The organism is Cyanobium sp. FACHB-13342 (genome assembly GCF_014697415.1).
GTDB lineage: Bacteria > Cyanobacteriota > Cyanobacteriia > PCC-6307 > Cyanobiaceae > Cyanobium_A.
Window position 1 is genome coordinate 381,838 of the sequence record NZ_JACJRT010000008.1, and the last position, 12,023, is coordinate 393,860.

Consider the following 12,023-nt stretch of genomic DNA (forward strand, 5'->3'; position numbering starts at 1 on the left):
GAGGCCGACGTTCAGCCCCTCAATACAGCCGGCTGAGCACGAAATCGGGTAGGCCCCGCAGGGCCCGGCTGGGCTCGGATGGAGCCAGCCAGTCGAGGGCGGCGGAAGCCTCCTTGGCAAAGCCTTCGGCCAGGGCACGGGAGCGGGGAATGGCCTCACAGCCCCGCACCAGCTCCAACGCCTGCTCCAGGTCTCCCTCCTGGCTGAACTCCCGTTCGATCAGACCGGCCAAGGCCGGGCGCTCCTGGAGGGCGTAAAGGGCCGGGGCCGTGAGATAGCCCGAAGCCAGGTCGCTGGCGGCCGGTTTACCCAGCTGCTGATCGCTGCCGGTGAAATCGAGGATGTCATCCACCACCTGGAAGGCCAGTCCCAACTGGCGCCCAAAGCGGTAGAGGTCATCGAGCTGCTGGGGCGCCAGACCGGTGAGCACGCCGGCGGCCCGGGCGCTGTTGGCGATCAGGGAGGCGGTTTTGCAGTAGCTCTTCTCGAGGTAGGTCTCGAAACTCTGGCCGGTGTCGTAGCGGAACAGGCCCTGCTTCACCTCGCCATCGGCCAGGTCCATGATCACGCGGCTGAGCAGCTTCACCACCTCGAGATCATCGAGGTTGGCCAGGTGCCAACTGGCCTGGGCAAAGAGGAAGTCACCAGCCAGGACGGCCACCCGGTGGTTGAAGCGGCTGTGCACCGTGTCGACACCGCGGCGAGTGGCGGCCTCGTCCACCACGTCGTCATGGACCAGCGACGCCGTATGGATCATCTCGGTGATCTCGGCCAGGCGCCGGTGGCGCGGACCCAGTTCGCCGTCGGCATCCACCGCCCGGGACAGCAGCAACACGATGCCGGGGCGGAGGCGCTTGCCGCCTGCGGCAAACAAATGTTCAGCGGCGGCTTGGAGGATCGGGTGCCCGGCTCCGATCAAGCTGCGCAGGTCGGCCAGCAGGGCATCCAGGTCAGCCTCCACGGGCTGGAGCAGCTCTGCAACCGTTGCCACATCACCTCCGCCGTTGGGTGATCCTAGAAGGCTCAACCCACCGACCGCAGGTCCACCCGCTCCACCGCGGGGCGGTATCCCAGCCAACGGCTGGCCCCATCAGCGAAGGCCTCCGCACAGCCACTCACGCAGACGCGGGTCCGATCAGCCGGGGGCACCACCGCCACCTCAGAGAGCTCCCCCTCCGGCATCCCCCCCATGCTGGCGAGCAGGGGACCCAGCCGTTTCACCGCCGATTCAGCCGGATCCACCAGCCGCACATGGGGGGGGAGCAGCTCCGTGAGCAGGGGGCGCAACATCGGGTAGTGGGTGCAGCCCAACACCACCGTGTCGACCCCGGCCGCCACCAAGGGGGCCAGATAGCCCCGGGCAGCCTCCTCCAGCTGCACGCTCTGCAGGTCGCCGGCCTCAATCAGGGGCACAAAGGCCGGACAGCCGATTTCCAGCACCTGGGCGTGGGGATGGCAGGCATGGATGGCCCGTCGGTAGGCACCACTGGCCGCCGTAGCGCTGGTCGCGAGCACCCCGACGCGATCACTGCCGAGGTCGGCCGCCACACTGTCAATCAGCCCCACCACCGGCACCCCGGCTTCCGCCACCGCCACATCCAGGGCCAGGGCGTTGGAGGTGTTGCAGGCCATCACCAGCACGCCCACCTGCTGATGACGCAGCCAAGCCACCACCTCGGCGGCGATGGCGCGAATGTCGGCCACGCTGCGCTGGCCATAGGGCACCCGCGCGGTGTCACCCAGATACAGGCAGGAGGAGTGGGGATAGCGCTCCTGAAGCCGGCGCAACACCGTGAGGCCGCCTAGACCGCTGTCAAACAGGCCCACCAAGGCGCTCATGGGCCCTCCTGCAGAAAATTGAGAATCCCAGCCGACAGGGCCAGGGCCATGCGGCGGCGGAAATTCGGATCGGCCAGGCGACGGGAGTCGAGCTCCCCGGTGAGGAATCCCATCTCCACCAAGGCTGAGGGCATCACCGTGCGGCGGATGACGAAAAAGCGCCCCGTGCGCACCCCCCGGTCGGGACTGCCCGGGGAAATGGCCAGCTTCTGCTGATGCAGCGCGGCAGCAAGCCGGCGGGAACGGCTGCTGCCGCCCTCGAAATAGAAGGTCTCAATGCCGTTCACATCCGGGCGGGCCATGCTCAGGGCATTGGCGTGAACGCTGACAAACAGATCGGCCCCGCTGCTGTTGGCCAGGGACACCCGGGGCGGCAGGTCCACATCCACCTCGGAGGTGCGGGTCATCAGCACCTGCACGCCGCGGGCCTGCAGCAGCTGGGCCATCTGCAGGCAGACATCCAGCACCACATCCGTTTCCCGCAGTCCGCCGATGCCGACGGCCCCGGGATCGGGACCGCCATGGCCGGGATCGATCACCACCTTGAACCGTCCCCGGGGCACCACCGGCAAGCCATCGGCCGACAGGGGTGCGGTGGCGGTGGGGAAGCTGGTCTGACGGTCGGGCAGGTCCCGGCTGACCGCATCGAGATCCCCCTCCCCGATACCCGCACCGGCCTGGATGGCCAACCCGGGCAGCTCCATGCGCCAACGGTCGCGGGCGGTGCCCACCAGCTTCAGGCCGGCGGGATCCAGCTGGGTGCCCGGGGCAAACTCGAGCACCAGCCGGGTGGTGAAGCCATCGGGCCGGCCGATGCGCACCTCGCGCAGGGCACCGCTGCCAGGCACGCTGCGGGTCCGGGACGGGGCTCCCGGCAGATCCACCCAGACCCGCGGGCCTCGCAGGGCCGTCCCAGCTTCAAAAAAGGCCTGCGGACGGATATCCAGGCTGGTGCGCAGCTCGAGCTGGCCGGCCCGGGTGATCCGCCAGGCCGCCAGGGACGAAGCCCACGTTGGCAGTGCGGCGAACACCACGGTGAGGGCCGCCAGCACGGAGGTCCACGGCAGGCGACCCAGCCTGATTCCGACAGCCCAGCGCATCGGGAGGGTCAGAACAGGGCCGGCCGGCGGTGCTGCAGGCTGGGCATCTGGGCTCGGACCCGCTTGGCATGGCCAGGATCCACCGGAGCCACTGCCAAACCCACCCCCACACCGGCATCGGCCAGAACCGTGCCCCACGGGTCGATCACCAGGGCATGGCCATGGCTTTGGCGACGCCCGTAGTGCAGGCCCGTCTGGGCAGGAGCCACCACATAGGCCGTGTTTTCAATGGCCCGGGCCTGAAGCAGGACCTGCCAGTGATCCTTGCCCGTGAAGGCGGTGAAGGCCGCAGGCACCATCAGCACATCCACGCCAGCTTCAGCGAGATGGCGGTAGAGCTCCGGGAAGCGCACGTCGTAGCAAATGGAGAGGCCGATCCGCCCCAGGCCAGGCACCTCGACCACCGGGGGCAACTGGTCGCCGGGCTTGACGGTGGCCGATTCCCGGTAGGTGTTGCCGTCCGGCAGGTCGACATCGAACAGGTGGATTTTGTCGTACTGGGCCAGAAGCTGACCCTCCGTACTCACCAGCTCGGCGCGGTTGAAGGTCTGGCCAGGACCAGCGGGAACCGGGAACCCCCCACCCAGCAGGGTGACCTGGTAACGCCGCGCCATGGTGACCAGGAAGCGGCTGCAGCGCTCCGCCAGGGACGGGGCCAGCTCCAGCCGCCGCTCGTCATCACCCATGAAGGCGAAGTTCTCCGGCAGACCCACCAACTCGGCACCGCGGCGGGCGGCGAGCTCAATCTGCTCCTCAGCAGCGGCGAAGTTCCGATCCGGATCCGGCGTGCTGGTGAGTTGCACAGCTGCCGCCAGAAAACTCCCCACCGACTGCCCAAAGCGAACCGGCGAACTGTAGGGGAGCTGCCAAGGAACGCCAGAGGGCAGCCACAAAGCCCTCAGCTGGCCTTGAGCACGCCGGGCTCGGCCTGGAAAGGCACGATCTGCAGGCTGTCGACGGCGGCGCAGCAGGCGAAATCAGCGTCGTGGTTGCCCAGCCCGATCAGGCGCTGACCATGGCTGGCGGCCCGCAGACAGGTTTCGGTGTCAAGGTGCCACTGTTGCCAGAGGGCCAGGGCGGCCAGCATCTCGTCGTTGCCAAAACGGACACCGATGTGGGGGGCGACCGCCATCTCCATGGCAGCGGATGCGACCGCCCCAGCCGCCAGGCTGTCTTCCAGGGAGTAATCGCCTTCCCAGCCACTGCCGACAATCCACACCCGCTTGCAGTCCTGATCCAGCAGGCGCCTGGCCACGGCGCTGCGGTTGGGCAGGCAGGCGGTGAGCAGCAGGGGGACCGATCGCACCGCCGCGAGGGAGCGGGTGCCGTTGGTGGTGCTCATGAAGATGCGCTTGGCCCCCACCACCTCTGGGGTAACGGCCAAGGGGGAATTGCCCAGGTCGTAGCCCTCCACCCGCTGGCCGCCCCGCTCACCGGCCCGCAGCCGCCGCTCGGCGGGCCAGGCCGCTGCCGCTGCCTCGAGTTCATCGAGGGTCGCGAAGGCCTCAACCGCCTCGGCACCGTTGTGCAGCGACCAGGCGATGGTGGTGGTGGCACGCAGCACATCGATCACCACGGCGGCATCGGGGCCGCCCTCGGCCACGGACACCACCGGGGGAACCGCCTCAGAGGTGTGGAAGTAGGAAAGTTGCACGGCCGCGGCTGGCTGTTGGGGTGCGTCACAGTAGGCACCGCAGGGCTGGACAGATGGGCGGCAAGGGAATCAGCAACGCTTCGCGCCGGGATCTGCGGGGATTTCTGGAGGTGCTGGAACAGCGGGGGCGGCTGCGACGGATCACAGCCCCGGTCGACCCGGACCTCGAGCTGGCGGCCATCGCCGATCGCGTGCTGAGCCTGGGGGGACCGGCCCTGCTGTTCGAAAACGTGATCGGCAGCACCATGCCCTTGGCGGTGAATCTGCTGGGCACCCAGGAGCGGGTGCTGTGGAGCATGGGCATGGAGCGGGCCGAGGAGCTCGAAGCCCTGGGCGAGCGGCTGGCCCTGCTGCAGCAGCCCCGCCCGCCCAAGGGGGCCCGCGAGGCCGTGCGCTTTGGCTCGGTGCTGCTGGATGTGCTCAAGGCCCGCCCCGATCTCGACCTCATGCCCCCCTGCCACCAGCAGGTGTTCAAGGGGGATCAGGTGAACCTGGATGCCCTACCCCTCCTGCGTCCCTGGCCCGGGGATGGGGGCCGGATCATCACCCTGGGGCTGGTGATCACCAAAGACCCGGAAACCGGCACCCCGAACGTGGGTGTCTACCGGCTGCAGCAGCAATCGGTGAACACCATGACCGTGCACTGGTTGAGCGTGCGCGGCGGTGCCCGGCACCTGCGCAAGGCGGCGGCCATGGGCAAAAAGCTGGAGATCGCCATTGCCATCGGGGTGCATCCCCTGCTGGTGATGGCCGCTGCCACCCCGATCCCCGTGCAGCTCAGCGAGTGGTTGTTTGCCGGTCTCTATGCCGGCGAAGGGGTGCGCCTGGCCAAGTGCAAGACCGTGAACCTCGAGGTGCCCAGCCACAGCGAGGTGGTGCTGGAGGGCACCATCACCCCGGGAGAGGAGCTCGCCGATGGCCCCTTCGGCGATCACATGGGCTTTTACGGCGGCGTCGAAGACTCCCCGCTGGTGCACATCCAGTGCGTCACCCAGCGCCGGAACCCAATTTACTTCACCACCTTCAGCGGGCGGCCGCCGAAGGAGGACGCGATGCTCGCCATCGCCCTAAACCGCATCTACACGCCGATCCTGCGCCAGCAGATCCCCGAAATCGTCGACTTTTTCCTGCCGATGGAGGGGCTCAGCTACAAGCTGGCCGTGATCGCCATCGACAAGGCCTACCCCGGCCAGGCCAAGCGCGCCGCCATGGCCTTCTGGAGCGCCCTGCCCCAATTCACTTACACCAAATTCGTGGTGGTGGTTGATCAGACCATCAACATCCGCGATCCCCGCCAGGTGATCTGGGCCATCAGTGCCCAAGTGGATCCGCAGCGCGATCTCTTCGTCCTGGAGGACACCCCCTTCGACAGCCTCGACTTCGCCAGCGAACGCCTTGGGCTGGGGGGCCGGTTGGCGATCGATGCCACCACCAAAGTGGGACCGGAGAAGCGCCACGAATGGGGGGAACCGCTGCGTCGCCCCGCCGAGCTGGAGGCACGCATCGATGGCCGCTGGGCCGAACTGGGCCTGGCCGACCTCGGGGGCCAGGCCCCCGATCCGGCCTTGTTTGGCTACACCCTCGAGTATGTGCTGGAGCGGCTGGCGGCGCGGGCCTGATGCTGCGTAAAAGTGGAATCCAGGCCCTCAAGGCCCTGCTCGAACTGGCCCAGGACCCGGCCCAGTGGCGGTCCGCCCAGGAGCTGGCCGAGGCCCAGCAACTTCCCGCCGCCATGGTGGAACAGTTGCTGCTGCGTCTGCGCCGTGCCCAGCTGGTGGAGGCCCGGCGGGGGCGCCACGGCGGCTACCGGCTGGCTCGGGCCGCGCGCCAGATCGTCCTGACGGAGGTGCTGGCTGCGGCCGCGGTGGCGCCAGCCGCTGAACCCGCTGGCCTGAACGAGGCCGACAACCGGCCCATTGACCAGGTCACCGCAGCCCTGGAACAGCGGCTGGCCAGAAGCATCACCCAGATGCTGGCCGAACTCACCCTGGAGGATCTGCTCTTCGATCTGCGCAGTGCTGAGGCCAGCCTGGAGGAGGACGGCGGGCTGATGCTGGGGTGATCCAACGGCCTCCATAGGATCGGGGCCACCCATTCCCCCTTCGTCTTGAGCCAGCCCAACCCCTCCACCAAACCCTTGCCGCTTGCGGCGGGGGGAACGCTGCGGGGAACCGTGCAGGTGCCCGGCGACAAATCCATTTCCCACCGCGCCCTGCTGTTCGGCGCCATCTCCGAAGGGGTGACGCGGATTGAGGGGCTTTTGCCCGCTGAAGACCCGCTCAGCACCGCCGCCTGCCTGCGGGCGATGGGCGTCGGGGTGTCGGAGATCCGGGCCGGTGAACCGGTCACGGTGGAGGGGGTGGGGCTCGATGGCTTCCAGGAGCCTGCTGACGTGCTCGACTGCGGCAACTCCGGCACCACCATGCGGTTGATGTTGGGCCTGCTCGCCGGACGGGTGGACCGCCACTTTGTGCTCACGGGCGACGGCTCCCTGCGGGGCCGCCCGATGCGGCGGGTGGGGGGACCCCTGGCCGAAATGGGAGCGGTGATCCATGGCCGCAAAGGTGGCAACTTCGCCCCGCTGGCCGTGCTGGGCCAGCCCCTGCGGGGCACCACCATCCACACGCCGGTGGCCTCGGCCCAGGTGAAGAGCGCCATCCTGCTGGCGGCCCTCACCGCCGCAGGACCCACCACGGTGATCGAGCCGGCCCAGAGCCGCGACCACAGCGAACGGATGCTGCGGGCCTTCGGCGCCCAGCTGGAGGTGGGAGGACCGGGCCTCACCCAGGTGACCCTGACCCCCGGCGCCAGCCTGCGCGGCCAGGACGTCGTCGTGCCCGGCGACATCAGTTCCGCCGCCTTCTGGTTGGTGGCGGCGGCCATCACCCCAGGCGCCCAACTGACGGTTCAGAACGTGGGCCTCAACCCGAGCCGCACCGGCATCTTGGAGGTGCTGGAGCAGATGGGGGCCCGGATCACGGTGCTGAACAGCCGGGACGTGGCCGGCGAGCCGGTGGGTGATCTGCAGGTGAGCCATGGCCCCCTGCAGGCCTTCGAGATCGGAGGTGACCTCATTCCCCGGTTGGTGGATGAGATTCCCGTGCTGGCCGTGGCGGCCTGCTGTGCGGAAGGCACCAGCCGCATCCGCGATGCCGAAGAGCTGCGGGTGAAGGAAACCGACCGGCTGGCCGTGATGGCCCGTCAGCTGGGGGCGATGGGCGCCCGGATCGAGGAATTCGAGGATGGTCTAGCCATCACCGGCTCCAGCCCCCTGCACGGAGCCGTGGTGGACAGTGAAACCGACCACCGGGTGGCCATGAGCCTGGCGGTGGCTGCCGGCATCGCCACGGGCGACAGCCTGTTGCATCGCCCGGAGGCGGCGGCGGTGTCCTACCCCGGCTTCTGGGACGACCTGGCCCGCCTCAGGCAGCCCACGTAGATTCCGCCCCAGCCGCTTGTCGCCGTCCATGCTCGCCGTCGCCGTGTTGGCTGCAGGGAAGGGCACGCGCATGAAGAGCGCCCTGCCCAAGGTGCTGCAACCCCTGGCCGGAGCCACCCTGGTGGAGCGGGTGCTCAACAGCTGCGACGCCCTCCAGCCTGAGCGGCGCATCCTGATCGTGGGGCACCAGGCGGAGCGCGTGGAACGGGAGCTGCAGGGCCACAGCGGCCTGGAGTACGTGTTGCAACAACCCCAGAACGGCACCGGTCATGCGGTCCAGCAATTGCTGGAGCCCCTGGCCGACTTCCAGGGCGACCTGCTCGTGCTCAACGGCGACGTCCCCCTGCTGCGGCCGGAGACCCTCGCCTCCCTGGTGGACCAGCACCGCGCCAGCGGCGCCGCCGTGACCCTGCTCACCGCCCGGCTGGCCGATCCCACGGGATACGGGCGGGTGTTTGCCGATGCCGCCGGGGCGGTCAGCGCCATCGTGGAGCACCGCGACTGCAACGACGAGCAACGCCGCAACACCCTCACCAACGCTGGCATCTACTGCTTCAACTGGCAGCAGCTGGCCGCCGTGCTGCCCCAACTCACCACCGACAACGACCAGGGCGAGCTCTACCTCACCGACACCGTGGCCCTGCTTGAGCCCGCCATGCATCGGGAGGTGGCCGATGCCGACGAAATCACCGGCATCAACGACCGCCTGCAGCTCAGCCAGTGCGAAGCGGTGCTGCAGGACCGCCTGAGGCGCCACTGGATGGCCGAGGGGGTGACCTTCACCGACCCCACCAGTTGCACCTTGAGCGAGGGCAGCCGCTTTGGCCGGGATGTGGTGGTGGAGCCCCAGTGCCATTTCCGGGGCAGCACCACCATCGGCGATGGCTGTCGCATCGGTCCCGGCTGCCTGATTGAGGACAGTCGGCTGGGTGAGGGTGTGACCGTGCTGTACTCCGTTCTGCGGCAGACCCATGTGGCCGGCGGCTGCGCCATTGGTCCGTTTGCCCAGTTGCGTCCAGGCAGCGAGGTGGGCGAGCACTGCCACATCGGCAACTTTGTGGAGGTGAAGAACAGCACCCTGGCCGCGGGTGTGAAGGTGAACCACCTGAGCTATATCGGCGACGCTGACCTGGGCGCCGGCGTGAATGTGGGGGCCGGCACGATCACCGCCAACTACGACGGAGTGCGCAAGCACCGCACGGTGGTGGGCGCCGGCAGCAAGACCGGCGCCAATTCGGTGCTGGTGGCACCAATCCGCCTGGGCGACAACGTGACCGTTGGGGCCGGTTCCACCCTCACCCGGGATGTGCCCGCCGGCGCCCTGGCCCTGGGCCGAGCCCGCCAGCTGGTCAAAGAGAACTGGTCAGGTCCGGCGCCCACCCCATAGGCTGCGCCCATACCAAGGCTGCGGGCATGGATCGCGACACGCTGAACGTCTCACAGAGGAAAGACGACGGCTTTGCCTACGAGCCTGTGGAGCGCTTCGGCGCGAGCATGACCAGTCCCAGACCCTGGAACACCCAGGCCCTGGCTGGGGTGGAACGGCTGAACGGCCGGGTGGCCATGCTGGGCTTCACGGCCGCCATCGCCGGTGAACTGCTCACCGGCAAGGGGATGGTGGGGCAGCTCGGTGCCCTCCTGCAGTGGTACCTGGGCTGAAGCCACCCGGCAGAGCGGTTCCAACGGAAAGGCCCCGGGTGAACCACCACCCAGGGCCTCTGCCCGAAGGCACAACATCGTGAAATGCTGCTCCGCCTGCATCATGGCCGATCCACGGGATCGACGCGCTGCCGCTCCAGCAAGGGAATCAGGCGCTCCAAGGCCACCCCGCGGCTGCCTTTGAGCAGCAGCACGTCCCCGGGCTCGAGCCACTGGGCCAGGGGATCGGCGGCCGCCTCCGGTGAGGCAACGCACTCCAGCCGGGCCAACCCGTTGGCGGCCGCCAGCATGGCTCCACCTTCCGCACCGCCATCCACAATCACGAGCCCATCGAGGTTGAGCTGGCGGGCCCGCTCTGCCACCTGGCGATGCAAGGCGAGGCTCTGATCGCCCAGCTCAAGCATGGTGCCCAACACGGCGAAATGGCGCCCGGGCTGGCGAGCCAACAGATCCAGGGACGCCAGCACGGCCTCGGGAGATGCGTTGTAGGTCTCATCCAGCACCCGCACCCCGCCGATCTCTAAGCGGCGGCTCCGCCCCCCGGGCAGGGCCACCTCCAGGGGCTGCCAGCGGGCCGGATCCAGCCCCAGCTCCTCGGCCACGGCCAGGGCCAGCAACAGGTTGCGGGCGTGATGGGCCCCCTCCAGGGGAACGGGCAGGGTCACACCCGCCAGTTCCAGGGAGTCTCCGCGGGGATCCAGCCGCCCCACCCGGTCGGCCTGGGACTCAAAGCCTTCCCCAGCCAAGGCCACCCGCACCACCCGGCCCGACCAAACCCGGGCCAGGGCCCGATCCAGCAGGGGGTCACCAGCCGGAATCACCACCACCCCATCGGCGGGCAAGCCCGTGGTGATCTCGCACTTGGCCGTGGCGATCGCCTCGCGGCTGCCCAGGCGACCGATGTGGGCCGTGCCGATGTTGGTGATCACAGCCACATCCGGTCGGGCGCAGCGGCTGAGCCGCTCGATTTCCCCCAGGCCCCGCATGCCCATCTCCACCACCACCGCCGCCTGGCCAGGGGTTGCACCCAGCAGGGTGAGGGGAACACCGATGTCGTTGTTCTCGTTGCCGCTGGAGGCCCACACGGGCCCAAGGGGAGCCAGGGCCGCGCGGATCAGTTCTCGGGTGGTGGTTTTGCCCGCCGAGCCGGTGACGGCGACCACCGGAGCCCCCAGCTGCTGCCGCCAGAGACCGGCCAGCTCCTGGTAGGCCTGAAGGGTGTCCGGCACCCACCACAGCGGCACCTGGGAGCGTTTCGCGGTGGCCACCAGCGCCGCCGCTGCCCCGGGGGGCAGGCGATCCGCCTGGGCCAGCAGGCCAGCGGCACCGGCCTCCAGGGCGGTGGCCAGGAAGGCATGGCCATCGAAGCGCTCCCCCACCAGGGGGAGGTACAGCTGGCCGGCGCTGAGCCGGCGACTGTCGGTGCAGATCTCCTGGGGAGCCAGGGATGCCTCGGCCTGGGCTGGGGACAGGGGTCCGTTGGCGGGCAGCCCCCAGAGCTCCTGCAACTGGGCCAGGCGCAAGGTCATCGGCGGCGGAGAGCGGAGTTGGCCAGGATCATGGCCCAGCTGGCCCAGGGGGATCCAGCAACACCATGCCCCCGCCGACGCGGGCAGCCTGACCCACCACAACGCCCTCCCCATCCAGCAGTCGGAGGTGCTCGTAGCCGAGATCACGGCTGCGCTGCAGCCAGGCATCTGCCTGCTGCTGGCGTTGCGGTTCCGGCAAGGCCTGGAACAGCAACGAGAGCTCGAGGTCCAGCCGACCCTCCGCCGGGACGGGGCGGGCGGAGGCGATCAGGTGGCCGGAGTCATCCTGGATCAACAGGCCCAGCAGGGGGTCAAGCTCGAGGGTGGGTGGCGGCGCCGGCACCGAGGCCCCCGCCCCAGCCGTCTCAGGCTCCGGACCAGCCTCGCGTTCCAGACCAGCTTCGCGGGCCAAAACAGGGGCGGGACCAGGCCGATCGTCAACCTGTGGGGATGGCGCTGGGGCCGTAAGGGACGGGGAGACCGATGGAGGCGGCAGGGAATCCAGGCCCCGTACCACGCCCAGGCCCAGAGCCACCAGGCTGGCCAGGCCCAGGAGCAACAGCAGCGGCCAGAACAGGGCAGCCCAGGCGGCGGGCCAAAAGCCGGGTACGGACAGATCCCCCTCGCCGTTGCGCCGCCAGAGCTCCCTCACTTTGAGGCCAGTGCTGGCGACCACGGCCCGCAGGTCCCGAGCCAGACGCCCCCAGGGATCCTCGTAGGGGGCCGGATAGGGCACCAAATCCCCGGAGGGATCCCCTGCGGGGCCACCGGTGGCGGGCGGCGGGCTGGGAGAGGTCACCGCA

12 protein-coding genes are annotated in these 12,023 nt (G+C 69.3%); 5 read left to right on the top strand and 7 right to left on the bottom strand.

Annotated features, from left to right (window positions below; translation table 11 throughout):
• Positions 1–19: 19 nt before the first annotated feature.
• The 5 genes from sds to H6G16_RS07470 all read right to left on the bottom strand — a co-directional run bounded on the left by sds (position 20) and on the right by H6G16_RS07470 (position 4,593).
• Positions 20–991 (bottom strand): solanesyl diphosphate synthase, encoded by a 972-nt coding sequence (gene sds / locus H6G16_RS07450; protein WP_190389634.1) that lies wholly within the window; start codon positions 989–991, stop codon positions 20–22.
• 32 nt (positions 992–1,023) lie between these two features.
• The gene (gene murI / locus H6G16_RS07455; RefSeq protein WP_190389635.1) at positions 1,024–1,839 is read right to left on the bottom strand and encodes a glutamate racemase; all 816 of its coding nucleotides are present in this window, start codon (positions 1,837–1,839) and stop codon (positions 1,024–1,026) included.
• Positions 1,836–2,939 (bottom strand): N-acetylmuramoyl-L-alanine amidase, encoded by a 1,104-nt coding sequence (locus H6G16_RS07460; RefSeq protein WP_190389636.1) that lies wholly within the window; start codon positions 2,937–2,939, stop codon positions 1,836–1,838. Before H6G16_RS07460 ends, murI begins: the two co-directional genes overlap by 4 nt.
• Before the next feature lie 8 nt (positions 2,940–2,947).
• A complete protein-coding gene (locus H6G16_RS07465; RefSeq protein WP_190389637.1) occupies positions 2,948–3,766 on the bottom strand; it encodes a carbon-nitrogen hydrolase family protein in 819 nt (272 codons plus the stop codon).
• A gap of 71 nt (positions 3,767–3,837) precedes the next feature.
• Positions 3,838–4,593, bottom strand: coding sequence for a 2-phosphosulfolactate phosphatase family protein (locus tag H6G16_RS07470; protein WP_190389638.1), 756 nt, complete (start codon positions 4,591–4,593; stop codon positions 3,838–3,840).
• A gap of 53 nt (positions 4,594–4,646) precedes the next feature.
• On the opposite strand from H6G16_RS07470, the gene H6G16_RS07475 reads away from it, so the two are divergent.
• The 5 genes from H6G16_RS07475 to H6G16_RS07495 are packed head-to-tail and all read left to right on the top strand — an operon-like array spanning position 4,647 to position 9,691.
• A complete protein-coding gene (locus H6G16_RS07475; RefSeq protein ID WP_190389639.1) occupies positions 4,647–6,212 on the top strand; it encodes a UbiD family decarboxylase in 1,566 nt (521 codons plus the stop codon).
• Complete coding sequence (locus H6G16_RS07480; RefSeq protein ID WP_190389640.1) at positions 6,212–6,655, top strand: Rrf2 family transcriptional regulator; 444 nt, start codon at positions 6,212–6,214, stop codon at positions 6,653–6,655. Before H6G16_RS07475 ends, H6G16_RS07480 begins: the two co-directional genes overlap by 1 nt.
• A 45-nt stretch (positions 6,656–6,700) precedes the next feature.
• Positions 6,701–8,032 (top strand): 3-phosphoshikimate 1-carboxyvinyltransferase, encoded by a 1,332-nt coding sequence (gene aroA, locus H6G16_RS07485; protein WP_190389641.1) that lies wholly within the window; start codon positions 6,701–6,703, stop codon positions 8,030–8,032.
• 28 nt (positions 8,033–8,060) lie between these two features.
• Positions 8,061–9,419 carry a bifunctional UDP-N-acetylglucosamine diphosphorylase/glucosamine-1-phosphate N-acetyltransferase GlmU gene (gene glmU, locus H6G16_RS07490; RefSeq protein WP_190389642.1) on the top strand — a complete coding sequence of 453 codons (1,359 nt, stop codon included), beginning with the start codon at positions 8,061–8,063 and terminating at the stop codon, positions 9,417–9,419.
• A gap of 26 nt (positions 9,420–9,445) precedes the next feature.
• Entirely contained in the window at positions 9,446–9,691 is a 246-nt protein-coding gene (locus tag H6G16_RS07495; RefSeq protein WP_190389643.1) for a chlorophyll a/b-binding protein, read from the top strand.
• A 101-nt stretch (positions 9,692–9,792) separates the two neighbouring features.
• On the opposite strand, the gene murF is transcribed toward H6G16_RS07495, so the two are convergent.
• Positions 9,793–11,220 (bottom strand): UDP-N-acetylmuramoyl-tripeptide--D-alanyl-D-alanine ligase, encoded by a 1,428-nt coding sequence (murF, locus tag H6G16_RS07500; RefSeq protein WP_190389644.1) that lies wholly within the window; start codon positions 11,218–11,220, stop codon positions 9,793–9,795.
• A 28-nt stretch (positions 11,221–11,248) separates the two neighbouring features.
• Complete coding sequence (locus tag H6G16_RS07505) at positions 11,249–12,019, bottom strand: hypothetical protein (RefSeq protein WP_190389645.1); 771 nt, start codon at positions 12,017–12,019, stop codon at positions 11,249–11,251.
• Between the last annotated feature and the right edge of the window lie 4 nt (positions 12,020–12,023).